The 26,287-nt window shown below is 44.1% G+C and carries 25 protein-coding genes and 1 tRNA gene; 6 read left to right on the top strand and 20 right to left on the bottom strand.

The window, feature by feature from the left end:
- From HFD85_RS03200 to HFD85_RS03185, 4 genes are all read right to left on the bottom strand, one after another.
- A complete protein-coding gene (locus tag HFD85_RS03200; protein WP_167605157.1) occupies positions 1–1,050 on the bottom strand; it encodes a sensor histidine kinase in 1,050 nt (349 codons plus the stop codon).
- A gap of 7 nt (positions 1,051–1,057) precedes the next feature.
- A complete protein-coding gene (locus HFD85_RS03195; protein WP_167605156.1) occupies positions 1,058–1,798 on the bottom strand; it encodes a LiaF transmembrane domain-containing protein in 741 nt (246 codons plus the stop codon).
- A 93-nt stretch (positions 1,799–1,891) separates the two neighbouring features.
- Positions 1,892–2,269, bottom strand: a complete 378-nt coding sequence (locus tag HFD85_RS03190) for a LiaF transmembrane domain-containing protein (protein WP_167605155.1) — start codon at positions 2,267–2,269, stop codon at positions 1,892–1,894.
- 166 nt (positions 2,270–2,435) lie between these two features.
- Complete coding sequence (locus tag HFD85_RS03185) at positions 2,436–4,142, bottom strand: glutamine--tRNA ligase/YqeY domain fusion protein (RefSeq protein WP_167605154.1); 1,707 nt, start codon at positions 4,140–4,142, stop codon at positions 2,436–2,438.
- Between the two features lie 111 nt (positions 4,143–4,253).
- On the opposite strand from HFD85_RS03185, the gene folB reads away from it, so the two are divergent.
- The 4 genes from folB to HFD85_RS03165 all read left to right on the top strand — a co-directional run bounded on the left by folB (position 4,254) and on the right by HFD85_RS03165 (position 6,337).
- Entirely contained in the window at positions 4,254–4,604 is a 351-nt protein-coding gene (gene folB / locus HFD85_RS03180) for a dihydroneopterin aldolase (RefSeq protein ID WP_167605153.1), read from the top strand.
- Positions 4,605–5,177: 573 nt separating this feature from the next.
- Positions 5,178–5,348, top strand: a complete 171-nt coding sequence (locus HFD85_RS03175; protein ID WP_167605152.1) for a hypothetical protein — start codon at positions 5,178–5,180, stop codon at positions 5,346–5,348.
- A gap of 66 nt (positions 5,349–5,414) precedes the next feature.
- A tRNA-Cys gene (locus HFD85_RS03170) sits at positions 5,415–5,485 on the top strand.
- A gap of 105 nt (positions 5,486–5,590) precedes the next feature.
- Positions 5,591–6,337: a lysophospholipid acyltransferase family protein gene (locus HFD85_RS03165; protein WP_167605151.1), complete on the top strand. Its 747-nt coding sequence runs from the start codon at positions 5,591–5,593 to the stop codon at positions 6,335–6,337.
- Here HFD85_RS03165 and HFD85_RS03160 read toward each other — a convergent pair.
- Both HFD85_RS03160 and HFD85_RS03155 read right to left on the bottom strand, forming a co-directional pair.
- Positions 6,325–7,686, bottom strand: a complete 1,362-nt coding sequence (locus tag HFD85_RS03160) for an APC family permease (protein ID WP_167605150.1) — start codon at positions 7,684–7,686, stop codon at positions 6,325–6,327. The genes HFD85_RS03165 and HFD85_RS03160 overlap by 13 nt on opposite strands.
- A gap of 7 nt (positions 7,687–7,693) precedes the next feature.
- A complete protein-coding gene (locus HFD85_RS03155) occupies positions 7,694–8,338 on the bottom strand; it encodes an O-methyltransferase (protein WP_167605149.1) in 645 nt (214 codons plus the stop codon).
- A gap of 426 nt (positions 8,339–8,764) precedes the next feature.
- On the opposite strand from HFD85_RS03155, the gene HFD85_RS03150 reads away from it, so the two are divergent.
- Positions 8,765–9,202, top strand: a complete 438-nt coding sequence (locus HFD85_RS03150; RefSeq protein ID WP_167605148.1) for a peptidylprolyl isomerase — start codon at positions 8,765–8,767, stop codon at positions 9,200–9,202.
- Between the two features lie 311 nt (positions 9,203–9,513).
- The gene (locus tag HFD85_RS03145; RefSeq protein WP_167605147.1) at positions 9,514–9,891 is read left to right on the top strand and encodes a hypothetical protein; all 378 of its coding nucleotides are present in this window, start codon (positions 9,514–9,516) and stop codon (positions 9,889–9,891) included.
- 64 nt (positions 9,892–9,955) lie between these two features.
- Here HFD85_RS03145 and HFD85_RS03140 read toward each other — a convergent pair whose 3' ends face one another.
- The 14 genes from HFD85_RS03140 to rsmH are packed head-to-tail and all read right to left on the bottom strand — an operon-like array spanning position 9,956 to position 26,281.
- Positions 9,956–10,405: a GatB/YqeY domain-containing protein gene (locus tag HFD85_RS03140; protein ID WP_167605146.1), complete on the bottom strand. Its 450-nt coding sequence runs from the start codon at positions 10,403–10,405 to the stop codon at positions 9,956–9,958.
- Positions 10,406–10,417: 12 nt separating this feature from the next.
- On the bottom strand, positions 10,418–11,791 hold the full coding sequence (gene ftsZ, locus HFD85_RS03135) for a cell division protein FtsZ (protein ID WP_167605145.1): 1,374 nt from the start codon (positions 11,789–11,791) through the stop codon (positions 10,418–10,420).
- A 28-nt stretch (positions 11,792–11,819) separates the two neighbouring features.
- Positions 11,820–13,124, bottom strand: a complete 1,305-nt coding sequence (gene ftsZ, locus HFD85_RS03130; RefSeq protein ID WP_167605144.1) for a cell division protein FtsZ — start codon at positions 13,122–13,124, stop codon at positions 11,820–11,822.
- A gap of 11 nt (positions 13,125–13,135) precedes the next feature.
- On the bottom strand, positions 13,136–14,419 hold the full coding sequence (gene ftsA / locus HFD85_RS03125; protein ID WP_167605143.1) for a cell division protein FtsA: 1,284 nt from the start codon (positions 14,417–14,419) through the stop codon (positions 13,136–13,138).
- A gap of 2 nt (positions 14,420–14,421) precedes the next feature.
- Positions 14,422–15,171, bottom strand: a complete 750-nt coding sequence (locus tag HFD85_RS03120) for a cell division protein FtsQ/DivIB (protein ID WP_167605142.1) — start codon at positions 15,169–15,171, stop codon at positions 14,422–14,424.
- Positions 15,164–16,555: a UDP-N-acetylmuramate--L-alanine ligase gene (gene murC, locus HFD85_RS03115; protein WP_167605141.1), complete on the bottom strand. Its 1,392-nt coding sequence runs from the start codon at positions 16,553–16,555 to the stop codon at positions 15,164–15,166. Before murC ends, HFD85_RS03120 begins: the two co-directional genes overlap by 8 nt.
- On the bottom strand, positions 16,552–17,652 hold the full coding sequence (gene murG / locus HFD85_RS03110) for an undecaprenyldiphospho-muramoylpentapeptide beta-N-acetylglucosaminyltransferase (RefSeq protein WP_167605140.1): 1,101 nt from the start codon (positions 17,650–17,652) through the stop codon (positions 16,552–16,554). The genes murC and murG overlap by 4 nt, the downstream gene beginning before the upstream one ends.
- Positions 17,636–18,856, bottom strand: coding sequence for an FtsW/RodA/SpoVE family cell cycle protein (locus tag HFD85_RS03105; RefSeq protein WP_167605139.1), 1,221 nt, complete (start codon positions 18,854–18,856; stop codon positions 17,636–17,638). Before HFD85_RS03105 ends, murG begins: the two co-directional genes overlap by 17 nt.
- Entirely contained in the window at positions 18,856–20,193 is a 1,338-nt protein-coding gene (murD, locus tag HFD85_RS03100; RefSeq protein WP_167605138.1) for a UDP-N-acetylmuramoyl-L-alanine--D-glutamate ligase, read from the bottom strand. The genes HFD85_RS03105 and murD overlap by 1 nt, the downstream gene beginning before the upstream one ends.
- Before the next feature lies 1 nt (position 20,194).
- Positions 20,195–21,445 (bottom strand): phospho-N-acetylmuramoyl-pentapeptide-transferase, encoded by a 1,251-nt coding sequence (gene mraY, locus HFD85_RS03095; RefSeq protein WP_167605137.1) that lies wholly within the window; start codon positions 21,443–21,445, stop codon positions 20,195–20,197.
- A gap of 10 nt (positions 21,446–21,455) precedes the next feature.
- The gene (locus tag HFD85_RS03090; protein ID WP_167605136.1) at positions 21,456–22,913 is read right to left on the bottom strand and encodes a UDP-N-acetylmuramoyl-L-alanyl-D-glutamate--2,6-diaminopimelate ligase; all 1,458 of its coding nucleotides are present in this window, start codon (positions 22,911–22,913) and stop codon (positions 21,456–21,458) included.
- 1 nt (position 22,914) lies between these two features.
- On the bottom strand, positions 22,915–25,023 hold the full coding sequence (locus HFD85_RS03085) for a penicillin-binding protein (RefSeq protein WP_167605135.1): 2,109 nt from the start codon (positions 25,021–25,023) through the stop codon (positions 22,915–22,917).
- Positions 25,024–25,026: 3 nt separating this feature from the next.
- A complete protein-coding gene (locus HFD85_RS03080) occupies positions 25,027–25,338 on the bottom strand; it encodes an FtsL-like putative cell division protein (RefSeq protein WP_167605134.1) in 312 nt (103 codons plus the stop codon).
- Positions 25,339–25,378: 40 nt separating this feature from the next.
- The gene (gene rsmH / locus HFD85_RS03075; protein WP_167605133.1) at positions 25,379–26,281 is read right to left on the bottom strand and encodes a 16S rRNA (cytosine(1402)-N(4))-methyltransferase RsmH; all 903 of its coding nucleotides are present in this window, start codon (positions 26,279–26,281) and stop codon (positions 25,379–25,381) included.
- Between the last annotated feature and the right edge of the window lie 6 nt (positions 26,282–26,287).

Raw genomic sequence — 26,287 nt, 5'->3', positions numbered from 1 at the left:
TCAGAGATTTTGAGGAATGGTTAAAGTTACAGTAAATTCGTTATTTTGGTTGACAACCTTTAATAAATGTGGATTTCCATAAATTACCTGAAGGCGGTCGCGAATGTTACGCAAGCCAATTCCTTCACCTTTTTTGCTCATCACATTCTTATCGTAAGTATTGCTGATGGTTACCTCCAGCATACTGTCTGTGGCACGGCAATGGGTAATCACGTCCACGGTATCGATGGCCTCGTAAACGCCATATTTAATAGCATTCTCGTACAGTGGCTGAAGGATCATATTAGGAATTTTGGCTTTAAGGCACTCTTTTTCGATGGCAAAAACCGGATTGAGTTTCGAGCCAAAACGCACTTTCTCGATACTTAGATAAAGTTTGTTGTTCTCCAACTCCTGTTCCAACGTAACTTTCTCGTCCTGATCGTGTTTCAGGGAATAACGCATCAGCTGCGACAGGTTGATCACCATTTCCTGGGCACGAGCCGGATCAGTCATCGTTAACGACGAGATACTGTTTAAACTATTGAACAGAAAGTGAGGATTGATTTGCGATTTCAGTGCATGTAACTCAGCTTCCTTTACCAGGGCTTTTAAACGGGTTTCGTTTCTCGATTTTTCCTTAAATGCATAATAATAATTTACAGCGTAAAAGAATATCACAAAACCGATGTACATCATGTAACCCGCAACAACGCGCGTTACTGCGGCTTTTTCAAGCCATTGCTGCGCGAGCGGATGAAATATTTTAATAAAGACGGCCCCGAGGTACATCCACAGCAAAACGATGATGGTCGCTGCAATGAGGTGGGCCGATACAACTCGGATAATGCTGCTGCTTTCGAGCGAACTGTATTTAATTACATACCAGATGGCTGCTCCGATAATGGCATACAGGATAACAAAAGTAAAAACTTCGAGCACTGCCATCCCAAAAGGCATACCATCGATGGTTGTGGCCGTACCAATTAGCGCCGCCGAAACCAGTAGCCAGAAAGCTCCGTACCCGATTAACAGCTTTGGATTAGATATAAAAGGATGGCGAAAGTCCATTTAGGTTTTACATATACTTTATTTCAACACCGCCAAAGGCCGCAAAACCTTTAATAACGAGTGTTTTTGTAGGATCAGACACAATGTGATTGAGCGATGATCCACGTTTATCGGTATAACCGCCAAAAATAGCTGTCACTTCATTTTTTACGGTCCAGTCGGGCGGTACTTTAAAACCGCAGCCTCCGAACAGAGCCAGACAATCGATTACTGCTCCGTTTTGCGACAGTTTAGCCTGACGCAGATCGAACTCGGTTCCACCGAAAACGGAGGTAGTTTTTCCGCCGATAAAATGCTGCGAATCAACGTAAACCTCACGTCCGCCGAAGATCACAAAATCATCGAAATAATCGTTGTTTGCATGTTGATGTTGCTGGTGCGGATCGCCCGGCTCGAAAGGTGGATGCATGTGTGCCTTATGATGTTTCCCTCCCTGTGTGAACAGTAGAACAAAACCAACTGCCACGATCAATACCGGCCATCCGATTCGTCTTAATTGATAAGGAATATCTGTCAGTTCCGGGATCAAAAAGAATCCGCCAATGACAATCAGAATAATACCGGTTGTTTTGTTTCCTCCAATCATTGAGAAAACGCCGATTCCTATCAGCAGCATCTGCCACGAGATCAGGATGTCATTCCAAAACGACGGGATAAGGTTCAGGCGTTCGAGAATCCACAAGGATCCCACAACGATCAGGAACAGTCCGAAGTAAACTCGTTTATTTGATGTTTCCGGTTTTTCCATTTTTTCAAATTTATGTGTCAAATCTATTCTTGAAGCTCTGTTTGTTGCATTTTTAATCGGTAAAACACCTTTTATTGTCGGTTAAGCTATCCTCTAAAGCAATCGGGCTACTATTGCTATTCCCACTCCAATTAAAATAAGTGGTAACAACAGTACAATTGCAGCTCCCGACAAAACGAACAATTTGGGCAGCAAAAATAAGCCGCCAATCACAACCAATACCCAGCCTCCCGAACGACGGCCGGCCAGTAAAACTATTCCGACGATTAGCAGAATAACCGGCCACGAGAAAACGACGTGCCCGATACTATGAAAGGCATTCTGAAAGGGGAAAAACACATTGTTTAAATGAAAAAATGGAAAATTATAGATCGCACCACTTTTTTTCAGTACCAATAAAATACCCAGTACAATGAGTACGATTGCCAATACTTTTCTGGAGTTGTCTTGTTGTTCCACTCGATTTTCCATAGTCCCATTTTTAAATTACCGTTCAAATGTAAAGATGTTTGAATACAAGAGGACTTAACATTCGGTTAACATAGGTTATCAATCGGTGAATGTGATAATGTTTCTCTTGAAAATTGGGGAGTAAGCTGAAAAAACAAAAAAAGCGGGAAAGAATCCCGCTTTTGTATTATTGTTTGTTTTGAGCCTTTGCCCACGAGTCGCGTAACGCAACTGTTCGGTTAAATACCGGTTTTTCCGGTGTCGAATCCGGGTCCATGTTGAAGTACCCCAAACGTTCAAACTGAAAATGATCGAAAGGTTTCGATTCCTTCACAAACGGTTCCAGGTAACAATCCGGTAGAATCTTCAGCGAATCGGGATTCATAAATTCCTTAAAGTCCACATCTTTATGTCCTGCCGGATCTTCGTCGTTAAACAAACGATCGTATAAACGCACTTCCGATTTCACAGCGTGTTCAGCTGAAACCCAGTGCAATGTGGCTTTTACCTTACGCCCATCGGGCGAATTACCACCTTTTGACGCCGGATCGTAAGTACACAACAGTTCAGTAATATTACCATCTGCATCTTTGATTACATCGGTACAGGTAATAAAATACGCGTAACGCAAACGTACTTCGCGGCCCGGACCAAGTCGGAAAAATTTTCTTGGCGGATCTTCCATGAAATCATCGCGTTCGATGTACAGCACTTTCGAGAACGGCACTTTACGCGTTCCCATCAACTCATCTTCCGGGTTGTTCACAGCATCCAGCTCTTCAGTCTCTCCATCGGGATAATTCGTAATCACCACTTTTAGCGGATTGATCACTCCCATCACACGTTGTGCGGTTTTATTCAGATGCTCACGTACGCTGAATTCCAGCAGTGAAACATCGATCATCCCATCCACTTTGGTCACTCCGATCTTATCCGAGAAATTACGGATCGATTCCGGTGTATATCCCCTGCGGCGTAAGCCTGAAATAGTGGGCATCCTCGGATCGTCCCAGCCATTTACGTGACCGTCCTTCACCAGTTCGAGCAATTTACGTTTACTCATCACGGTATAAGTCAGGTTCAAACGCGCAAATTCAATCTGGCGCGGTCGGTAATCCGAATCCATCAATTGATCGACAAACCAATCGTACAAGGGGCGGTGCACCTCAAATTCCAGGGTACAGATCGAATGGGTAATTCCTTCCCAAAAATCGCACTGTCCGTGGGCAAAATCGTACATCGGGTACACACACCACTTATCGCCGGTGCGGTGGTGGTGCGCTTTCATGATCCGGTAAATGATCGGATCGCGCATGTGCATATTTGGCGATGCCATATTTATTTTGGCGCGTAACACTTTTTCTCCTTCATTAAATTCACCGGCTGTCATTCGTTCAAAAAGATCGAGGTTTTCCTCAACAGTGCGATTTCTGAACGGACTTTCCATTCCCGGTTTCTGGGGTGTTCCTTTCTGGCTGCTAATCGTTTCCGCATCCTGATCGTCGACATAAGCTTTTCCTTCCTTGATCAACTGAATAGCAAAAGCATGCAGTTTCGGGAAAAAGTCGGATGCATAATACAAACGGTCTTCCCAGTCGAAACCTAACCAACGCACGTCAGCCATAATCGAATCAACATATTCGGTCTCCTCTTTCGATGGATTGGTATCGTCGAAACGAAGGTTGGTTTTACCACCATATTTCTGCGCCAAACCAAAGTTCAGACAGATCGATTTGGCATGCCCTATGTGCAGGTAACCATTCGGTTCGGGGGGGAAACGCGTATGCACCCTTCCTCCGTTTTTACCCGCCGCCAGGTCAGCGTCGATCTGCATGTGAATAAAATTCGATTTCTTCTGCGGTTCTGTAGCTGTATTTGTTTTATTATCCGTCATTGTATTTGAATTAACCCCTTTTAAATGAAGCTACAAAATTAAAAAATGATTTGTGAGAACGGTCAGCCCCACTTCAATTTATTACTTTTGTTGACAATAATTAAAAATCGCATGGGAGTTATCGAAATCGAAGGAATGAAATTCTATGCCTATCACGGGCATTTTGAAGCTGAAAAGGTAGTTGGAAACAAATTTGAGGTTAACCTTCGCATAGAGACGGATTGTAGCAAAGCCGCCGCCAGCGATAATCTAGACGATGCACTGAACTACCAGTCGGTTTACGAAACCCTTCAGGCCGAAATGAAAATTCCATCAGCACTACTCGAACATGTTGCGCAACGCATGCTGGATGCATTACACGCTAAATTCCCGGCTATTGAACACGCCCGGGTGAAAATCTCGAAAATGAATCCTCCAATGGGTGGCGAAATAGAGAAAGTAAGTGTGACTTTGGAACGGTGAGGGAGTTCAGGGTTCAGGGTTTAGAGGAGCAGACAGTCGCAGTTTACAGTCTCAGTCTCCGTGTACACTTGTTTGTGAAATTACAATTTGACATTTTTCAATTTAGCAGTTTAACATTGAAGCATTTTCCGGCAATCCCTCAGTCCATAAATCCTTCAACGTTTAAGTAGGCAATTGGCATTGTGCAGTTGGCAGTCACCAACGCAGTTTTCTTTTTGAAGTATGCAATTTTACAATTCTTCAATTTAGCAGTTAAACGACCTTCTATTAAAGCACTTTCCAGCAATCCCTCAGTCCATCAATCCTTCAATGTTCAAGTTGGCAATTGGCATTGTGCAGTTGGCAGTCACAGTCGCAGTAGACAGTTTCTTTTGGGGAATTGCAATTTTGCAATTCTTCAATTTAGCAGTTTGACATTAAAGCATTCCCGCATTTAAGCATTAAAGCATTTCTTTCAGCCCTTCAAAACATATGTTATTAAATATTTAATTACCAGCCGGATAATGACATAAGTCAAATTTTTCAAACTTTTTGTTCGTATTTTTGAAAACAGAACCATTAAAGCTTTAAACAATGTTTTTAAATACACGAAATTTGAATGAAGGCGGTTGCCGCGACAACTGTGCAGGAGGCCGCAAACGCGAGTTACAAGAGGGGAAAAATCCAAAAATCATCAACGAACCAAAAGTTTCAGGACCGGCCGAAATCCTTGTAAATGCACACTGGCAAAACCTGAGAAAATAATACAATTAATTTTCCTGTTGCAGGATGTGTAAAAATTTATATTTTTGCACACCGAAACGTACAAATGGTTCCTTGGCCGAGTGGCTAGGCAGCGGTCTGCAAAACCGTGTACGGCGGTTCGACTCCGCCAGGAACCTCAAAAAAAGGCAGTCAGTTTGACTGCCTTTTTTTATTTCTACAACTTCAAATAATTTTCCAGTTCCCTGTAATCACTAAAAATTTCTTTTCCCATATTTGCAGGTATGAAGCTAATCCGTACCATCCTTTTCTTTCCGCTTGCTTTTATTCGCCTTATTCTGCTGCTTGCCATCACCGCTTACATTACCATTGTTGGCATATTGTGGCTAAAGCTTTTCGGATTTAGCCGAAAACTGCAAAACTGGATGGAACGCAACTGGGGAAGAGCCATTATGTTTATTCTGGGAGTTATACTCAACAAGTATCAGTTACCACAGAGCACTAATTTTATTCTGATGCCTAATCACCGGAGTTACATCGATATTTTTATTGTGACAGGCCTCGTTCCATCTGCAATGATAGCCAAAGCCGAAGTTGCCAAATGGCCCTTTGTAAATATGGGAGTCAGAGGCACCGGTTCGATCTTAGTCGACCGTAAAAACACCAGCAGCCTGTTGCAAACCATGTCGAAAATTAAAAGCTCGGTTTCACAGGGCATTCCTGTCACGCTGTTCCCCGAAGGAACAACCTTTAAAGGACCGTTAACCAAACATTTTAAAAACGGCAGTTTTAAAATTGCCGCTGATACTCAAATTCCGGTGATCCCGATGGCCATCGAATTTAAAGACAAAGACGATGCCTGGGTAGATGATGATACTTTCATCGGTCATTTTTTCCGCCAGCTCGGAAAACCCGTAACCCGGGTGAATGTTCGCTTTGGCGAACCAATTTCATCAAACGACTACCAAGAACTTCAAAAGCAGGTAAAAGAAAAAATCGATGCCATGCTGGAAGAAATTCAGGAATTCTGAATTCGTTTTCGAAATCTGAACCAGTAATAGACCGGCACTCCTGACAGTGCCGTAATTACCGCAATGGTTGATTCAACAGGCCTTTGAAAATAAGCCAGCACCAAAATGGCAATGTTTGTACCGATAAAAAAAATGTGAATCAAAGGAAAACCAGGAAGTTTAAGGTGACTCTTTCTCTGCTTGCGCAACTTAAAAACTCCAGCCACGGCCAAAAGAGGAAAAATCCCTAAGGAGAATCCCATGTAGGTCAGAATTTCTTCGAATGTGCCTGACAAAACCAGAATTATGGCAATGGCTGCCTGTAAATAAATAGCATTCGACGGCACCTTTCGTCGAAGGTGAATTGCTGCAATTGACTTGAAGAAATAGCCATCCAGTGCCATTTTATAATACACACGCGGCCCCAGCAAAATAAATGCGCTGAGCGATGAGAAAAGTGCGAATGAAATAAGCAGGGAGACAATAACTTCTGCAGTTGCCCCAAATGCAAAACCGGCTGCCAGTCCGCCAATTTCTGGTTCATTTTTCATTTGGTCCACAGGAATTGCGTATACAAAAAACAGATTCAACAATACGTATAAAACTGTTACTACCAAGGTTGAAATCAATAAAGAACGTGGAATGACTTTTCCCGGATTTCTGATTTCGGATCCGATGTAGGTAGCCGAATTCCAGCCGCTGTAAGCAAACATGATAAACATTAGCGACAGTCCAATCGACTTCCAGTTTTCGAAATCGAAACTCAGCATTTCACGGTTTTCCAAATGCGAAAAACTGCCTTCACCAACGGTAAATCCGGCTATTATCAGTCCGGCTACCAAAACTATTTTTAACAGAGTAAGAATATTTTGTACCCTGGCTCCGAGTACTACACCCCGAGAATGAATCACACTAAAAATTAAAATCAGGGCAATGGCCAGTATTCGGCTAAAGCTTTGCCCGCTGATCACTCCATTCAGCATTAACCAATTCTGTAAGTTTGGAAATGCCCAGGTAAAATAGTCGCTGAAGCCAATTGCAGAGGCAGCGATTGGCGCAGAGAAACCCACAATCAACGAAAGCCAACCGCTTAAGAAGCCCAATAAGGGATTGAAAAGTTTCGAAATAAAAACATACTCGCCACCGGCTTCGGGATAAGCAGCGCCGAGTTCGCCAAAAGCAATGGCTCCGCACAGTGCAATCATTCCACCAATGACCCAAAGCGCTAACATTATCATCGCATTCCCAAGAAATCCCATCAGGTAACCTGTGGTGGTAAATATACCGGCACCAATAATGTTGGCTATAACGATGTTGGTAACAGGGAAAAGTCCTAGTTTTCGTTGGAGTCTATGATTGGAATCATTCAAACTTGTGCTATTTTTCGCTCAGCTTATAACTAATCGACATGCCTGCCCGGCTGTTTTTATCAAAGGTAGTCGCGAAATTCTCAGCGTTTTCAATATAGTCTAAAAAGTCGCGAATTCCGTTTGCACGCATTCCCACATTGTGTCCTACAAAACAGCCACCAACTTTAAGTTTTGGCTCCATGGCAATAAAATAGTTCTTGTACCAGTATTTGTCGGCATCGGAAAAAACAAAATCGTATTTCCCTTCAAGTTGCGGAACCAGTTCGTGTGCATCGGCCAAACGTACATCGATATACTTGCTAACTCCCGCCTTTTTAAAATTGGCTTTGGCCTGTATGTAGCGGTTTTTATCAATTTCGATGGTAATTAATTTCCCACCGGTTTTACTTAACGCCCAGGCAATCCAAATCGCAGAGTGACCAGTTGATGTTCCAATTTCGACGGCGTTTGTATAGCCGTTTTTTATAATGATATCGTAAATAATTTTTCCATCCGACAAGGGCACATTCATATCCGTCCAATTACTGGCATTCTCTTCGAGGAAAGTTTTAATCTTCTTATCCAGCTTCGTTTCCACCTGGGGATATTGCGCAAAAGTTTGCCCAAAGGATAGAAATAAAATCAGAGGTAGTATTATTAGCTTTAGTTTCATCGCGGTTAATTTAAGCCCTAAAGTTAAAACAATTCAAATAAAGAAAGTTTCAAAATCAATATTACAAAATAATGCTTTTCAATCAAATTTTAATATGCAATAATATAATTATGTAAACATATAGAAGAATATTGTTAAAATGACAAAAATCATTTTTGACGGAAAATTTATTTGACTATATTTGCATTGCATTTGGGATTCATCCCATATTGTGTGTTTGGGGGTTAACATTTAGGAAGGAGACTGATGAGTCTCCTTCTTTCTTTTACAAGAAACTGAAAATCAACCAAAACAGCTTACATATCCCATTCACGCTATAAAATGTTTCTTCCTAAAAGAAGTTAAAACTAATGCGGCGATTCAATCTCATTATGAAATCCAATCTCTTTTTCTACTTTTGTGCCGAATTCTAAGAATATTATTAATATGAAGACAGCAGAAATTCATACCAGTAAAGGTGTAATGAAAGTAAAATTCTTCGAGGAAGACGCACCCGGAACTGTGGCTAATTTTATTAAACTTTCGGAAGAAGGTTTTTATGATGGCCTGACTTTTCACCGTGTGATCCCGAATTTTGTGATCCAGGGTGGTTGCCCCGACGGGACAGGTGCGGGCGGACCTGGTTACACGATAAAATGTGAACTGGATGGAAATAACCAGTATCACGATAAAGGTGTTCTTTCGATGGCTCACGCAGGAAGAAATACCGGCGGCTCACAGTTTTTTATCTGTCACAATCGTGAAAACACGCAACATCTCGATCGTCACCACACGTGCTTCGGTAAGGTTTACGAAGGACTTGATGTGATCGACGACATCCGCCAGGGTGATGAAATCGAGAAGATTGTTATTTCAGAAGCTTAAGAAAAGCAATACAATAACAAGGGGGATCTGCAAAACAGATCCCTTTTTTTGTTTTTGAAATTCCGTGGCTTGGTACTTAGCTCAATTAAATAAAAGATATGTCAATAAGTAGCCAACAACCCTGTAATTCTGCCGTTTACAAATAATAAAAGCCAGAATCAAAAAAAATAACATCGAGCTATTGCAAATGTCGAATTGATAACATTTATTTGTTGAAGGAATTTATACATACTTCAGTTAGATTTTTTTGAAGGGTTGAATTTTCAACCGCTGTATATTAAGGCTAAAAACAAATACTTAACGATCGAGAGATGACAAACAGCAAACCCAGGGTAATAAAAGATTACAACAAACTGGACAAAGATCTGCAGCAGCAGATCAAGTTAATTTATGCAGATGGTTTTGCCGACAATCTGATTCACTTTTTTGATAAAAACGGGCTTAAAATAACCGTACTTCCTTTTGAAACCGAAGACAAATATTATATGCTGCGCATGACCGAGAACGAAGCTGTGGCGCTGGTTGATGAAGATGATGACTATGATGATGACGGCTTCCTGAAAGATGAAGTTAAGCAGGAATACGAAGATAAGTATTCAGAACTTGATCACATTGCTGATAAGCTTAACGAAGACGAAGATGACGTAGAAGAGGAAGAAGAAATAGACGAAGACGACGACGAAGATTAATAAATAAAAAAGGCTTGCAATCGCAAGCCTTTTTCTTTTGTATTTCCTGATTTATGCAACTCTCTCAAGCGAGCATTGATTTTACTTTATCTGCAATGTCTTTCCCATCGGCCTGACCGGCTAATTTTTTGGAAGCAATCCCCATTACTTTTCCCATATCTTTCATACCGCTGGCGCCGGTTTCGTCGATAATGGCTTTAACGGCCGCCTCGAGCGCTTCGTCCGACATTTTTGCAGGCAGGTACGATTCAAAGATTTTTACCTGCAGCATTTCCTGTTCGTAGAGGTCTTCCCTCCCCTGTTCTTTATAAATATTGGCTGAATCGCCACCCTGTTTTGCCAGTTTCGAAATGATTTTGAGTGCCTCGTCATCGCTAAGTTCAGCACCCGCACCTTTGGCGGTTTTCGCCTCAATCATTACTTTTTTTATTCCACGAAGGGCTTCCAGTCTTTCCTTTTCGCGGGCTTTCATTGCCTCTTTTATGTCGTTGTTGATTTGTTCGAATAGTGTCATAATCTTGTATTTTTAATCTACTTTATCGTGTAAATAACTGTTTCTGTCTGAAATCTGGTTGTTCCGGTTCACCGAATATTTCGAATTATTTTTCTGAAACTTCGGATCATTCATTCTGATCTTTCGGCGCATGTATGCCGGCGTTTTGTCCAAATCATCCATGTCCTCTTCGCTCATCGTAGAAAAGTCTTTGATTTCCAGATGATGATCATTTTGCGTTCGCTTTTTCGACGTATTCGGATAGAGGTTTTCAAACTCCATGTCTTCCTTTTCACGCTCCTTCCGGATATCGAACTCGATGGTTTTTTGCCCCGGTCTTCCACTGTTTATTGAAGTTCCGCCTTCGTTCTGATGACCCGAAGAATCAAGTACAACGGTTTCTTTTTCCTGTTTTTCCTCACTAAAGCTTGAAAGAATACTACTCGGAAAACCTGTTGCAATTACGGTTACCGACAACTCCTCATCAAGGTTTTCATCGAATCCGTTACCCCAGATCATATCCGCATCGAATCCGGCTTTGTTTTGCACATAATCGGTAATACGGCCCACTTCGTCCATGGTTACTTCCTTATCGCCCGAAGTAATGTGCACCAAAACATTGCGTGCACCGCGAATATCGTTGTTGTTCAATAAGGGTGAATTTAACGCCAGCTCAACGGCTTCCTCTGCGCGGTTTTCGCCGGTAGCTACACCGGTACCCATTACCGCCATTCCACTTCTACGCATCACGGTTTCTACATCGGCAAAATCAACATTAATGTAACCCGGCACTGTAATGATCTCGGCTATTCCGCGAGCGGCTGTTGCCAGAATATTATCGGCCCGCGAAAAAGCTTCTGAGATACCAAAATCGCCGTACATCTCGCGGATGCGTTCGTTATTAATTACAAGCAGCGAATCAACATACTGCTCCAGTTCCTTTATTCCTTCGATCGCCTGTTTTACGCGTCGGCGTCCCTCATTCCGGAACGGAATAGTAACGATCGCGACAGTTAAATAATCTTTTTCGCGACAGGCTTGGGCGATAACCGGTGCACCTCCGGTACCCGTACCACCACCCATTCCGGCGGTGATAAATACCATTTTTGTGTTTTCGCCCAGGGCTTTTTTAACATCGTCGATGTTTTCTTCGGCAGCCCTTTTGCCAACTTCGGGTTTGTTACCGGCACCCCGGCCTTCGGTCAATGTGGCTCCCAACTGTACCCTGGCCCTTATCGGGCTGTTTTCCATGGCTTGCGCATCGGTGTTGCAAATCAGGTAACCAACATCGCGTATCCCCTGAATATACATATGGTTGAGCGCATTACCACCACCACCGCCTACTCCAACGATCTTTATCTCTGCTCCCGGTGATTCATCAAAATTAAAATTCTCCAAATTGTCCATTTTCTTCCATTTTCAGGGTTACATTGTTTTAATCCATACTTTGGTCATCTTCATCAAAAAGCTTCCCTAAACCAAAGTTTTTAAAGAACCAGTTATCCACATTTGATTCAGATACCGGCTCATCTTTCCTGCTTCGTTCTTTTCTGCGTTTCTCCTTTTTCTCCTTCTTCGGCCTTGAATGATCGAACGAAGGTGGCGAAACGATTATTGTCTCTTCTTCTTCCATTTCAATGCTGACGCGATCTTCTTCGTGATCATCCTCATCGAAAATAAAGTTCATTTCTTCTTTTGTTTCGTGCTGTTCTTCTTCTTCCAGTTCGAATTTCTGGGTTTCGGGTTTGGGTTGAAGAATGCTGTTTGGATTGGTATCGAAACCGGTGGCAAGAATGGTTACACTGATCTTGTCGCCAAGTCGGTCGTCGTAACCGTTACCCCAGATAATATCGGCTTCCTGTCCGGCCTTCTCCTGAAGTTCTTCGATGATTTCACCGATTTCACCAATTCTGATTTCTTCACTACCAGATATGATATTTAAAAGAATGTTCTTGGTTCCGTAAATGTCGTTGCTATCCAGAAGCGGCGATTCCAGTGCTGCATGAACAGCATCCATGGCACGGCCTTCTCCGGTGGCAAAACCGGTTCCCATAATAAACACCTCACTTTTGTGCATCACGGTGTGAACGTCGGTGTAGTCGATGTTTACATTTCCGTGAACGGTTATAATTTCTGCCACACCTTTAACGGCTGTGGCAATAATGTTATCGGCCATTTTAAAAGCCCTGCTGGCCGGAAGATCGCCATAAATATTGTGAAGGCGGTCGTTGCTGATCACCAGCATACTATCCACTGACTCCTTCAGCTTATTAATCCCTTCCTGAGCCTGATCGTAGCGTTTTTTACCTTCGGCTTTCGATGGAATTGTTACTACTGCAATCGTCAGGATATCGAGTTCGCGTGCCAGCGCTGCAATAACCGGAGCAGCTCCGGTTCCGGTACCACCGCCCATTCCGGCAGCAATAAACAGCATCTTGGTATTATCCTGAAGTACCTTACGCAGGTCCTCGTAGTTTTCGCGCGCAGCCTCTTCACCCATTTCAGGTTTGTTACCGGCTCCCCGTCCTTCGGTTAATGTTACACCGAGCTGGATTTTCACCGGCACCTTGCTGTTTTCGAGTGCCTGCGCATCGGTATTGCAAATAATGTAGTCAACGCCTTTTATGCCTTCCTCGAACATGTGATTGACCGCGTTGCAACCGGCACCTCCCGCACCAATCACCTTGATGATGGAAGATGTTGCTTTTGGAAATTGAAAGTTTACGAATTCTTCGGCCATATCGTGTTGTTTTAATTTAATTCTAAATCTGATTGATCGGTGTCGAATAAGTTCAGCGCTCCCTGAACTACATCCTTGATCAACGGAGCAAAGCCCCGATCTTTTTTCTTTGTTTTGCGTACGTGTGTACTTGTAGTGGTATTTCCTGCCGAACTCAAAACCATTTTTAATGCTCCGAGTGCAGTCAGGTATTCCGTATTCTGAAACTCCTCTTTTCGCGTTGCCGGATAGATCAGCGAATGTCCTTTTCGGGCATCCATTCCGGTTTTAAATTTTACAAGCGAAATAATGTTATCCATGTTACAGGTTCCCCCGGTTATTACAATTCCGGAGCCCAGGTTTTCTTCGATTCCCGAGCGGTGGATCTGCTCGTTCGCGATTTCAATGATCTCTTCCAAACGGGCCTGAATAATGTAGGCAAGACTTTTGAATGAGATATCGCGTGGTTCCCAACCGTTTTCGCCGGCTATGGTCACTACTTTCTGGTCGTCGGCAAAATCGCCCATCGCCTGCCCGTATTTTACTTTTAGGAGTTCCGCCTTTTTCAGAAAAATGGAACAGCCTTCTTTGATATCGTTGGTAATTACCTGCCCGGCAAAAGGAATCACAGCCGTATGTTTTAGTACGTTCTCCTGATACACGGCCAGATTTGTTGTTCCGGCTCCCAGGTCAACCACAATAACTCCAACCTCTTTTTCTTCGGAATTGGCCACGGCTTCAGAAATGGCCAACGACGAATGAATCAGTTCTCCGAGTTCAACACCGGCTTTGGTCAAAACGAGTTTCAGCGCATTAATGTATTCCAGCGGAACGACTACCAGCTTAAAACTGGCTTCAATTTTTCGGCCTGTCGTTCCAACCGGTTTTTCAACTTCATTTTCATCGTCGATAATGTAAGAAGTCGGGATCACTTTTACCACTTTGTAATCCTGTTTCAAGACTACATTTTGGGCTTCATCCGTCAATCGCTGAACATCGGAGGCAGTAACAAAACCCTCGCCCGAAGTTAACGCCGAACATTTGTAATTAATGGTTTGCATTTTGGCACCGGCCATTGCAACATTCACCACATTTACTTCCTCATCGGTTTGTTCTTCGAGTTTAGCAATGAGTTGCGACACCACTTCTGCGGTTTCATCAATATTAAAAACCACACCCCGCTTTATTCCTTTCGAAGGAAGTTGAACGAGCCCTTTTACGTCAATTTTGCCCAGCTCCGTAAGCTTTCCAGCGAGTGCCACCATTTTTGATGTACCCAGGTCGATTACAACTGAAAGTTCTTGTTTTGAAGCCATGTTTATTTTCTTTTTGCAACGATCTGATCTCTGTATTTCAGACTTATCGATTTATATTTATTCCAGTTATTGTTAGCCAGTACCTTTTTGTAAAAGGTTTTCATATTGCGGAGTTTCTCCTGGTAATTATCCAGACTCCCCATTTCTATTAACTGCTCGCCAAACAGTGGCGTCAGTATTACTTCGTCCTCCGATTCCACATAAACCTGCTCGATTTGCGCCCTCCAAAATTCATTGTTTTCGATGAAACTAACGCAGGGCAACAATTCTTCCCTGGCAAATTTCTCGCTGATGTTTCCGGTGGCCACCAAAACATGGGCCGGATAACTGCTCGAAACCGGAAACTTGTAACCGAATTCATCGAGGTAATACGATTCCGATTTGGTGATAACCCGCAAAAGCGGCTCGCGGTGTTTTACCCGAACGGTCAGTACTCCTTTGTACGAAGTACTGTCTTTGGCCACCATTTCGAAAACCTCGGCATTGAATACGGCAGGTAATTCTTCCACTTCCTGTTCCAGCGCAGCAGTGTTGATGCTGTCGAAATGCTGCCCCAGGAGGTCTTTATCTGCATTCAAAATGATCTTTCTGATAACTGCCTTATCGAGTGCAATTTTGTCGTCGGGAGCATATTCAATCACGATACCCGAACACGGTGCATCGTGATATTTAATGGATGTAAAGGCGAGCGTGATCACCAAAAAGGCGATCAGGGCTAAAACACCTGCTATTTTCGACAACTTTTTAAACACCGTATTTTGTTTTTAATGATTCCACTATCGGCTTAACCATGCGGTCGATGTCGCCCGCTCCCATCGTTAATAACAATTCGTTATCATCGCTTTTTATCTGTTCCAGACATTCTTCTTTTTCGAGCAGAAACTTCTCTTCCAGTTTCATCTTTTCGAAAATAATTTCTGACGAAACTCCCTTGATAGGTTCTTCGCGTGCCGGGTAAAGCGGGATCAGGATAGCACGATCGAGCAAATCGAGGCTGGCAGCAAATTCAGCGGCAAAATCCTTGGTCCGCGAATACAAGTGCGGCTGAAAAATACCGGTAACTTTTCGGCCCGGATACAGCGCTTTCACCGAAGCAATAAAAGCTTTCAACTCCTCGGGGTGGTGCGCATAATCGTCGATATAAACTTTGTTATCCGATTTATACTGAATATCGAAACGGCGGGCCACTCCCTGGTAATCGGCAATTCCGGCCTTGATTTCGTTGGCACTAACACCGGACAGCCAGGCCAGCGCCGAAGCACCAATGGTATTTTCAACGTTTACCAGTCCCGGATAATTCATGCTGCAATTGGCAATCACTCCCTCGGGCGTTTTCAGATCGAACCGATAAAATCCCGTGCTTTCGTCCAGCTTCAGATTCACGGCACGGAAATCGGTATCGTCTTTTAACGAATAGGTATAAATTTTTGCAGCGGTTTTGGAAGTGTCTAATTCAACTCCTTTTTTCAAAACCAGGTTTCCGCCTTTTCTGATCTGCGAAATAAATTTCTCGAACGACTCCACAATTTTTGCCTTGTCGCCATAAATATCCAGGTGATCGGCATCAACCGAAGTCACCAAAGCCAATTCAGGCTGAAGGTGCAAAAATGATCGATCAAACTCATCTGCTTCAGCTACGATCCATGGCGAATCGTCTTTGGGCAACAAGAGGTTGCTTCCAAAGTTTTTCGAGATACCCCCCAAGAAGGCGCCGCAACCAACTTTGGTTTTATTCAGCATATTCGCAACCATGGTACTGGTTGTGGTTTTTCCATGCGTTCCGGCAACGGCAATCCCGCTTTTTTCATTAGCAATCAAACCCAGCACTTTGGCGCGCTTAAACAAACCTATCGGCTGGCTTTTAAACCAGTTCAGTTCTTTATGTTCCTCCGGAATAGCCGGTGTGTAAACCGCAATGGTTTCGGCCGGATTCCATTTCGACGGGATCTTACGAATGTCGTCCTCAAAATGAACATCAATTCCTTCCTCCTGCAACTTCGCGGTGAGGTCGCTTGGCGTTTTATCGTAACCCGCCACATTCTTCCCCGTGTATTTAAAATACCGGGCAAGTGCACTCATCCCAATTCCTCCTATCCCCAGGAAATACACATTTTTTATGTTCCCGATGCTCTTCATCTTACTAATTTCTCTACTTCGTCAACTATTGTTTTTGTGGCTTCCGGCTTTGCCAGTTCTTTTATTTTCTCCGACAAAACCGCACATTTATCTTTATCGTTCACGGCTTCAAAAGCCAGTGGAAACAGCTTTTCGTTTATCTCGTCGTCGCGCACCATCAATGCGGCCTCTTTTTCAACCAGCGCCATGGCATTTTTCGTCTGATGATCTTCGGCAACATTTGGCGATGGCACCAAAATCGACGCTTTTCCAACCAGGCACAATTCCGAAATGGTTCCGGCTCCCGCACGCGAAATCACCAGGTCGGCAACCGCGTAGGCTTTATCCATATCGGTAATGAATTTGTGAATCTGCAGGTTTTCAGGTTTCGAATCCTTTAATTCTTCCTGAATTCTGTCGTAATAAATTGCCCCGGTTTGCCAGATCACCTGAATACCGGATGCTGCAATTTCTTTTATATTTTTTAATACTGATTGATTGACCGAGCGAGCTCCCAGACTTCCGCCAACAATCAGAATTACTTTGTCGTCTTCTTTTAGTTTGAAGTATCCCAGCGCCGTCGCTTTATCCACTTCTTCCATCAGGTTCTGGCGCACCGGGTTCCCGGTAAACACGATCTTTTCCTGTGGAAAAAAGCGATCCATTTTATCGTAAGCCACACAAATGCTTTTTACTTTTTTGCTCAGCAATTTGTTGGTAATTCCGGCATATGAGTTCTGTTCCTGAATAAGCGTTGGCACTTTGTATTTTGCTGCGGCACGAAGCAGAGGCCCGCTGGCATATCCACCGACACCAATCGCAATTTCAGGTTTAAAATCTTTTACAATATTGCGAGCCATCGATGAACTCTTCAGCAGCTTTTTAAAAAAGGTAAACATCTTCAGGCTGGGTTTCCGCGGGAATCCCATTACCGGCAGGCCAATAATTTTATAGCCTGCGGCAGGTACTTTTTCCATCTCCATTCGGCCCAAAGCGCCAACAAACAAAATGTCGGCATCGGGATTACGACGCTTAATTTCGTTGGCAATTGATAAGGCCGGGAAAATGTGTCCCCCGGTTCCTCCTCCGCTTAATATGACTCTATTTAGTTTTGTCATCTTTCTCAATTTCGTAATCTTCGTCGGGTGCTTTAATCATCACCGGCTGTTCTGCAATTTCCTTGTTTTCCTGGTTTTGATAACTCACACTTAAAATGCAGCCAAACGAAATGGCTGTAAAAATCATGGCCGTTCCACCGTAACTCACCCAGGGCAAAGGCTGACCGGTAACCGGCAATGCGCCACTCGAAACGCCAATATTTATCATGGCCTGGTACACCAAAATCATCGTAAGACCAACCACCATAAATGCAGGAAACGTTCGCGTTGCCCGCCGGACAATCGTTATTCCTCTGAAAAAGAAGATCAGGTACAAAAAGACCACAAAAACTCCTATAATCAGTCCGTACTCTTCAACGATAATGGCAAAAATAAAATCGTTGTAGGCAGCGGCCATATAATTACTTACATCGGAATGTCCCGGGCCTTTGCCAAATATTCCGCCCGAATAAATAGCCAGTTTCGCGTAATCGGCCTGGGTAATCCCGGTTTCTGAATTCGGATCGCCATGAATAAAACGATCGATACGACCTTTGATTGTCGCAATACGCGCCGGAGGCTCATCTATGACGCTGGCGCCGAAATACATGAGTGCCACAAAACCTATTCCGGCAGCAACTACCAGCAACATGTATTTCATTGGAATCCGGCCAACAAACATCATGGTCATAATAGTAGCAAAAAGCAATGCCGAAGTGGAAAAATCGGATAATGAAATAAGAAAACACACAATGCCTGTTGGTATTATAATACTTCGGAATGCGAGGTACAGATCGCGTTTTGTTTTTTGCTTTTTACCGAGCACTTTCGCGCTAAATAATATGAGTGATATTTTGGCTACCTCGGCCGGCTGAAACGATAAAGGGCCAAGTGGCAAGGTTCGTCCACTGCCATGAATTATACCGGCAAACTTTAATCCTACCGCCAATATCAGCAAGCCGATACTGAGGTAGAGCGCCAGCGTGGCGAACATCGAATATATTTTAACAGGCAGTACATTCACCATCAGCAACATCACCCCAAAACCCAACACCAAAAATACCATGTGACGAACGAGGTAGATCCATGTTTTTCCGCCCGCAACACGATAGGCCAATGCACCGGTGGCACTGTACACAATCAGTAGCGAGAGCATTGATAACAAGATCAACACCGCCCAAATTACACGGTCGCCTCTAAATATTTTCGAAATGGAACCTTCCATTACAAATTCCTCACCTGTTCTTTAAATTGATTTCCTCTGTCTTCGTAATTGTTGAATAAATCGAAACTCGCGCATGCCGGCGAAAGTAAAACGGTGTCGCCGTTTCGTGCCAGGTAATAAGCGGCTTTAACAGCTTCTTCCATACTCGATGTTTCAACGATGTCGTTGACGCAATCGCCAAACGCATCTTTGATTTTTGCATTGTTTTTTCCGAGGCAAACAATCGCCTTAACTTTTTCCGTGGCCAATCCTTTCAGCATGGAATAATCGTTGCCTTTGTCCACTCCGCCGGCGATCCAAACAACCGGTTTGTGAACGCTTTCGAGTGCGTACCAGGTAGAATTTACGTTGGTGGCTTTCGAGTCGTTAATGAACTCGATGCCGTGCACTTTCAAAAATCGTTCGAGACGATGTTCCACCCCCTTGAAATCGGCCATGCTCTCCCGCAACTGCTCGTTGCGAATCTGAAACACCATGCTGGCAATTCCTGCCGCCATGCTGTTGTAAGTGTTGTGTTTTCCCTGTAGTGATAAATCCAGAATAGACATACTGAATTGGTTTTCGTTAATATTTATAATTATCCGATTCTCTTGTACTCCTGCTCCCGGATTTGCCGGCGCTCCCAACCCAAAAGGAACTTTAACAGCAGTAACCTCTCTTTTTTCTAATTCTTTGCTGATCACTTCATCGTCGTCGCAATAAATGAAGTAATCGCTGCTTGTTTGATTTTGAAGAATCCTGAATTTGGAATCCACATAGTTTTGCATGTCGTAGCCGTAACGATCAAGATGATCGGGTGTGATGTTCATCAACACTGCCACATCGGCCCGGAATTCGTACATGCCATCGAGCTGAAAACTGCTCAGTTCGATCACATACACATCAAAATCATCTTCAGCCACCTGCCAGGCAAAGCTTTTTCCCACGTTTCCTGCCAGCCCTACATTCAATCCCGCGCTTTTCAGGATGTGGTAAGTCAGTAGTGTTGTTGTGGTTTTGCCGTTGCTACCTGTTATGCAAATTGTTTTTGCTGAAGTAAATCTTCCTGCAAATTCAATTTCCGAAATCACAGGTGTTCCCATTTCATGCAGCTTTTTTACCAGTGGCGCCGTTTCGGGAATTCCCGGGCTTTTTACCACCAGCGCTGCATCGAGGATCCGGCTTTCAGTGTGCTGTCCTTCTTCAAAATCGATTTCAAAATTTCCAAGAACTTCTTTGTACTTATCTTTTATTGTTCCCATGTCGGAAACAAAAACTTCATATCCTTTTTTCTGTGCCAGAATGGCCGCTCCCACTCCGCTTTCGCCTGCTCCCAGTATGGCTACCTTCTCTTTCAACCTAGCGTACTTTTAAGGTTGCCAGTGTTACCACTGCCAGTACAATTCCCACGATCCAGAAACGCGTAACGATCTTTGGTTCCGGGAATCCCTTTTTCTGAAAATGGTGGTGGATCGGACTCATCAGAAATACACGACGGCCTTCGCCATATTTGCGTTTGGTGTACTTGAACCACGACACCTGAATCATTACTGATAAATTTTCAATCAGGAATATTCCGCATAACAGCGGTATCAAAATTTCTTTGCGGATGATGATGGAGAACACCGCCAGAATTCCGCCCAATGCCAGACTTCCGGTGTCGCCCATAAATACCTGTGCCGGGTATGAATTGTACCATAAGAATCCGACGGTAGCACCAATAAAAGCCGCGATAAAAATGGTAAGTTCACCAATATTCGGAATGTACATAATGCTCAGGTAATCGGCATAAATGATGTTACCACTTACATAAGCGAGGATACCCAATGTTGCCCCGCTGATTGCCGATGTTCCGGTGGCCAGCCCGTCAATTCCGTCGGTAAGGTTCGCTGCATTTGAAACGGCTGTTATGATCAGAATAATCGCCAGTGCGTAAACCACCCATTTTAACCACCGTGCTGCATCGCCGGCAAAAGCAACCAGTCGGCCATAATCGAATTCATTCTTTTTTATAAATGGTATCGTCGTTTTGGTCGACTTCACATCTTCGGTTACAAAAACCTCGACCGCATCGCCGGTTTCAGGATCAATGGTTTGCATGGTCACATATTCGCCGTTATCATCGCGAACATGTTCCCGAACTTTTACATCGTCGCTAAAAAACAAGGTGGCAACAACAAGAAGTCCCAGTGAAACCTGTCCCAGAATTTTAAATTTTCCGGCCAGCCCCTGTTTGTTCTTTTTAAATACTTTAATGTAGTCGTCGATGAAACCGATCATACCCAGGAAAGCCGTGGTGATCAGCATTAACAGGATGTAAACATTATCGAGGCGGGCAAACAAGATGGTCGGGATGATGATCCCCATCAAAATAATGATTCCTCCCATGGTAGGAGTACCTTTTTTCTGCATTTGACCTTCGAGTCCCAGGTCACGAATTTCGTCGTCAATTTGTTTTTGCTGCAGCACCCTGATCATTTTCTTACCAAAAACAGTGGTAATGATGAGCGAAAGAATAATTGCGGCTGCCGACCGAAATGAAATACCGGGGAGCATCCCCAATCCCGGAATATCGTAATCTGCCAATAATGTGTAAATCCAGTAAAACATATCTCAGTGTTTAGTCTTCAAGTCCAAAGCATTTCTTAATCTCTTCCTTATCATCGAAGTGGTGTTTCACTCCGTTGATCTCCTGGTAATTCTCGTGTCCTTTACCGGCGATCAAAATGATATCGCCGGGTTGAGCAAGCAAAGCGGCCGTTTTTATCGCTTCACGGCGATTTTCTATTGAGACCACTTTGCTTTTATGTTGAGGTTCTACTCCGTCTTCCATGTCTTTTATGATCGCTGTCGGATCCTCCGTACGCGGATTGTCCGAAGTCAGGATCACTTTATCGCTGGCCAACAAGGCTTCTTTTGCCATTTCGGGGCGTTTGGTTTTGTCGCGGTCGCCACCGGCACCAACTACTGTAATCACCTGCTCGTTCCGCGTTCTGATTTCTGAAATGGCAGTCAGCACGTTTTTCAAAGCATCGGGAGTGTGGGCATAATCCACAATTGCGTATTTTCCATCCAGGCTGCGAATGATTTCGAAGCGTCCCTGAACGGGTTGAAGATCGCTCAGCTGTGCCAAAACTTCCTGTTTATCCTGATCGAGCTGAATCGCTGCTGCATAAACGGCCAGCAGATTCGAGGCGTTGAAAAGGCCTACAAAACGTGTCCACACTTCCTGCCCGTCGAGGTTCAGCAACATGCCGTCGAAATGACTTTCGAGCACTTTGCAACGGAAGTCAGCCATAGCCCGGTTCGAATACGTAAATTTGTGCGCCTTTGTATTCTGAATCATTACCATGCCGTTTTTATCGTCGATGTTGGTAATGGCAAAAGCGTCTGCAGAAAGTCCGTCGAAAAATGCTTTTTTGGCTTTAATGTATTCTGCGAAAGTTTTGTGATAATCGAGGTGATCGTGCGTGATGTTGGTGAAAATACCACCCGCAAAATCAATACCGGCAATGCGATGCTGATGAATCGCGTGTGAACTCACTTCCATAAAACAGAACTCGCAGCCCTCGTTTACCATTTCGGCCAACAACTGTTGAATTTTCAAAGCATTGGGCGTAGTGTGCGAAGCGGTTTCTTCGTGTTCATTTATTTTATAGGAAATAGTTGAAATCAATCCCACACTGTATCCCTGTTTCCTAAAAAGGCGGTGCAACAATGTAGCAATGCTGGTTTTTCCGTTGGTACCCGTTACTCCAACCACTTTCATTTTTTTCGAAGGATGGCCATAAAAGGCAGCGGCCAGCTCACCTAATACAAGGTTGGAATCGGCAACTTTTACGTAGCTTACCTTATCAGAAGTTGTCTCCGGAAGTTCTTCACAAAAAACAGCAACAGCTCCTTTTTCGATGGCTTTTTCAATAAAAACATGACCATCAACATGAACACCACGCTGAGCAACAAAAGCAGTTCCCTGCTCCACTTTTCGTGAATCAAATTCAATCCCTGAAATATCTCCAGTTTCATTTCCGAGAAGCTGTACTACGTCTATATTTTCAATAAGTCGGCTCAGTTCCATTCTATCCCAGTGCTATATAAATCGTTTGTCCCGGGCGACAGTTATCTCCGGCTCTTAACGATTGTTTCTTTACTTTTCCTACTCCGTTTATTACCACTTTTAACCCGGCATTTTCCAATACAAAAACCGCATTGCTGGCGCCCATTCCAACTACGTTGGGTACTTTGCCAACAGGCAATTCTTCTTCGGCTAATACCAGTTGATTTTCGCTGGCCTCAACATGTGCCAGTGTAGTTTCAGGTTTACCCTGAATATTTTTGAATTCGAGTTCTTCGGCTACTTCAAGAATATCTTTGGTTAGCCCGCGGATCACCTGTGGTGTTTCCAATTCATCCGAATTATCTTTTTCATCGAGATCAGCATAAATCTGGCTGGCAAATACACGCTCCGAAATTTCTTTGTACGCCGGGCCGGCAGCTGAGGCTCCGTATATCGTTTTTCGGGGATTGTTCATGGTCACGATCAGCGAGTACTTCGGATTGTCGGCAGGAAAATAACCCGTAAACGAAGCCAGGTACATGCCGTTGGTATAGCCCGAACTGCTTGTAGCAACACGAGCCGTTCCTGTTTTACCGGCCAGTTTGAAGAATTCGCCCTGAATCTGCGTACCGGTTCCGTGTTCGCAAACACCCTCGAGCATGGCCTGCGCTTTGCCAATGGTTTCTTTCGAAGCGATCATCGGATTTAAAACTTCCGGGTCGAAACGTTTTTCCAGCGCACCTTTATCACGGATTTCTTTCACCAGGTGCGGTTTTACCATTCGGCCATTGTTCGCCACGGCATTATAGAAAGTCAGGATTTGCAGCGGTGTCATTTTGGTATCGTAACCATAAGCCATACTTGCCAAAGTTGTTCCCCACCAGTCGGCGTCGCCCGGGTATTTAAAATAGGGACGGCCTTCTCCTTCGATTTCAATTCCCAAAGGTTTGTTCACGCCAAAACTGTACACACGGTCGACATATTTTTTGGGATTATTTGCGTAGTGCTCGGTAATTATCTTGGCTGTACCAATGTTCGATGATTTTTCAAACACCTCTTTTACAGTCAGTTTCCCATAACCGCCGGCGTGACTGTCGCTGATAATACGTCCGTTACTTTGCCATTTTCCGTTTCCGGTATCAACTACGTCGCTGGTATCAACAACTCCGTCTTCCAAAGCGGCCATTAACGAAACCAGTTTAAATGAAGAACCCGGTTCGAAACAGCCACGGTGGCCCAGTGCGTAATTATCTTTTTCGTAATAATCGTCGTTGGCGCGGCCAAGATTGGCAATAGCTTTGATCTCGCCCGTTTTCACCTCCATTAAAATGGCAGTTCCCCAATCGGCTCTTTCTTCTATCAATTGTTTGTACAGTGCACTTTCAACAATATCCTGCAGCTTTACATTAATAGTAGTGATGACATCCATGCCATCGCGAGGTTCGATTTCGGTACGGATCACCCAGCGCCCGCTTAAGTTCTGCCGGTAGCTCACGCCGTTTTGTCCTTTCAAATATGGTTCATAGGCACGCTCCAAACCGGTATATCCAATCGGACCGGTAATTTCTTCGTATTCTCCCTTATTCAGACTACCGATGGTTCTTAAGGCCAAAGGACCAAGCGGATTAATTCGTTTGTTCTCCTGCTCAATGATTATTCCTCCGGCAAAACGACCACGACGCAGAATCGGGAACTTCTTAATTTCCTGAAGTTCCATATAATCTACTTTCCGGGGTGTGAGTAGAAATCCCCGGTTTCCGGCACTGTAGGCCGCATTCAATCGTCGGCGGTATTCGTTTTTTGAAGCGTCTTTAAAGAAATCGGCCAGATACCAGGCCAGCGAATCGCTTTCGTTTTTGAACACTTTTTTAACGCCCGGAGCTGCCAGGTCCATACGAATAAAAAATCCGGGAACCGACGAAGCCAGAATACTTCCATCATCGGCACAAATATTTCCACGCGTCGGCGGAACGATAACCGTGTTTTCACTGAGGTTCTTCTCGATCTGCTGCCAGCGGTCGTTGTTGATCTGCTGAACAGACACCAACTTAGCGATCACCACCAACACAAAAAGGAAGAGGATGAAATACACCAATGCAAAACGGGTCAATATGGTTTTTCTGATTCCCACTATCTAATCTTCAGTTTCAACAATTAATTTTTTGGGCGGACGCACAGGCTCCGACAATCCAATTCCGGCTTCCTCAACACGCTTGGCTACTTCCGACGGGCGGCTTTCGTCCATTAATTTGGCCGAAATAGATGAGTGCTCTGCACGTAGCGCCTCCAGTTCTTTTTGCTGATCGCCAATCTGACGGATGGTTTTTTCCGACCAGTTACGGTTCATAATCAGCGCCAGGCCAAACATGGCCAACATCACCACAAACGGGAACTGACGAGAAATGCGCTCATCGGTAAGGATCGTTCCTCCGATAAGGGATTTCATTCCCGGTCGTTTCCTGCTATTTTTATTCTTCTCCGCCATTTTATATCTTTTCTGCCACACGCAATTTTGCACTTCGCGAGCGCGGGTTTGCTTCCAGTTCTTCCTTGCCGGGAACAATTACTTTTCGGGTAATCACTTTGAAAGGCGATTGTACATTCCCGTAAAAATCCTTTTCTATTTTGCCTTCAAAATTTCCGGATTTCATAAAATTCTTACACAAACGATCCTCGAGGCTGTGATAAGTAATAATTGCCAATATTCCGCCCGGTTTCAGCAGATCGAGCGCTGCTTCCAGGAATTCCTTCAGCGCTTCCATCTCTTCGTTCACTTCAATTCGTAAAGCTTGAAAAACCTGCGCGAGGTATTTATTTTCGATGGCTCTTGGAGCACAAGCCGAGGCAATTTCTTTAAGCTGCGTGGTTGTTTTAATCGGCTGCTCTTTTCGTGCTTTCACAATTTCAGCAGCAAGACGGCGCGCATTTTTAATTTCGCCGTACATCCCAAAAATGCGCTGTAATTCAGCTTCGGGATATTCATTCACCACCTGCGCGGCATCAGTTTTTGCATCGCGGTTCATGCGCATATCCAGATCACCGTCGAAGCGAAATGAAAAGCCACGTTCGGCCACATCGAAATCGTGTGACGAAACGCCCAGGTCGGCAAAAACTGCGTCCACCTGGGTAACTCCAAAATGCTTTAGGAAATTCTTTGCGTAACGAAAATTATGTCTGATAAAAAAAAGCCGGTCATCCTCTAAGGCATTCCCGGCAGCGTCTTCATCCTGATCAAAGGCGAAAAGTCTGCCTTCGTTCATATTTTCCAGAATCAGCCGGGAGTGGCCACCTCCCCCATACGTTGCATCAATTACATCGTAGTCATCTTTCAACCGGAGCGCCTCAATACTCTCTCTGGCCAAAACAGGTATGTGATATACCTCAGTCATGGGCAG

The organism is Maribellus sediminis, from assembly GCF_011799805.1.
Lineage (GTDB): Bacteria > Bacteroidota > Bacteroidia > Bacteroidales > Prolixibacteraceae > Draconibacterium > Draconibacterium sediminis_A.
This window is presented reverse-complemented; position numbering and strand designations above follow the sequence as displayed.

What these genes read in the sequence shown, in the direction of transcription:
- HFD85_RS03200 (WP_167605157.1), bottom strand. Translation starts at nt 1,050, where the DNA reads ATGGACTTTCGCCATCCTTTTATATCTAATCCAAAGCTGTTAATCGGG.
- HFD85_RS03195 (WP_167605156.1), bottom strand. Translation starts at nt 1,798, where the DNA reads ATGGAAAAACCGGAAACATCAAATAAACGAGTTTACTTCGGACTGTTC.
- HFD85_RS03190 (WP_167605155.1), bottom strand. Translation starts at nt 2,269, where the DNA reads ATGGAAAATCGAGTGGAACAACAAGACAACTCCAGAAAAGTATTGGCA.
- HFD85_RS03185 (WP_167605154.1), bottom strand. Translation starts at nt 4,142, where the DNA reads ATGACGGATAATAAAACAAATACAGCTACAGAACCGCAGAAGAAATCG.
- folB (WP_167605153.1), top strand. Translation starts at nt 4,254, where the DNA reads ATGGGAGTTATCGAAATCGAAGGAATGAAATTCTATGCCTATCACGGG.
- HFD85_RS03175 (WP_167605152.1), top strand. Translation starts at nt 5,178, where the DNA reads ATGTTTTTAAATACACGAAATTTGAATGAAGGCGGTTGCCGCGACAAC.
- HFD85_RS03165 (WP_167605151.1), top strand. Translation starts at nt 5,591, where the DNA reads ATGAAGCTAATCCGTACCATCCTTTTCTTTCCGCTTGCTTTTATTCGC.
- HFD85_RS03155 (WP_167605149.1), bottom strand. Translation starts at nt 8,338, where the DNA reads ATGAAACTAAAGCTAATAATACTACCTCTGATTTTATTTCTATCCTTT.
- HFD85_RS03150 (WP_167605148.1), top strand. Translation starts at nt 8,765, where the DNA reads ATGAAGACAGCAGAAATTCATACCAGTAAAGGTGTAATGAAAGTAAAA.
- HFD85_RS03145 (WP_167605147.1), top strand. Translation starts at nt 9,514, where the DNA reads ATGACAAACAGCAAACCCAGGGTAATAAAAGATTACAACAAACTGGAC.
- HFD85_RS03140 (WP_167605146.1), bottom strand. Translation starts at nt 10,405, where the DNA reads ATGACACTATTCGAACAAATCAACAACGACATAAAAGAGGCAATGAAA.
- ftsZ (WP_167605145.1), bottom strand. Translation starts at nt 11,791, where the DNA reads ATGGACAATTTGGAGAATTTTAATTTTGATGAATCACCGGGAGCAGAG.
- ftsZ (WP_167605144.1), bottom strand. Translation starts at nt 13,124, where the DNA reads ATGGCCGAAGAATTCGTAAACTTTCAATTTCCAAAAGCAACATCTTCC.
- ftsA (WP_167605143.1), bottom strand. Translation starts at nt 14,419, where the DNA reads ATGGCTTCAAAACAAGAACTTTCAGTTGTAATCGACCTGGGTACATCA.
- murC (WP_167605141.1), bottom strand. Translation starts at nt 16,555, where the DNA reads ATGAAGAGCATCGGGAACATAAAAAATGTGTATTTCCTGGGGATAGGA.
- murG (WP_167605140.1), bottom strand. Translation starts at nt 17,652, where the DNA reads ATGACAAAACTAAATAGAGTCATATTAAGCGGAGGAGGAACCGGGGGA.
- HFD85_RS03105 (WP_167605139.1), bottom strand. Translation starts at nt 18,856, where the DNA reads ATGGAAGGTTCCATTTCGAAAATATTTAGAGGCGACCGTGTAATTTGG.
- mraY (WP_167605137.1), bottom strand. Translation starts at nt 21,445, where the DNA reads ATGTTTTACTGGATTTACACATTATTGGCAGATTACGATATTCCGGGA.
- HFD85_RS03090 (WP_167605136.1), bottom strand. Translation starts at nt 22,913, where the DNA reads ATGGAACTGAGCCGACTTATTGAAAATATAGACGTAGTACAGCTTCTC.
- HFD85_RS03080 (WP_167605134.1), bottom strand. Translation starts at nt 25,338, where the DNA reads ATGAAATCCCTTATCGGAGGAACGATCCTTACCGATGAGCGCATTTCT.
- rsmH (WP_167605133.1), bottom strand. Translation starts at nt 26,281, where the DNA reads ATGACTGAGGTATATCACATACCTGTTTTGGCCAGAGAGAGTATTGAG.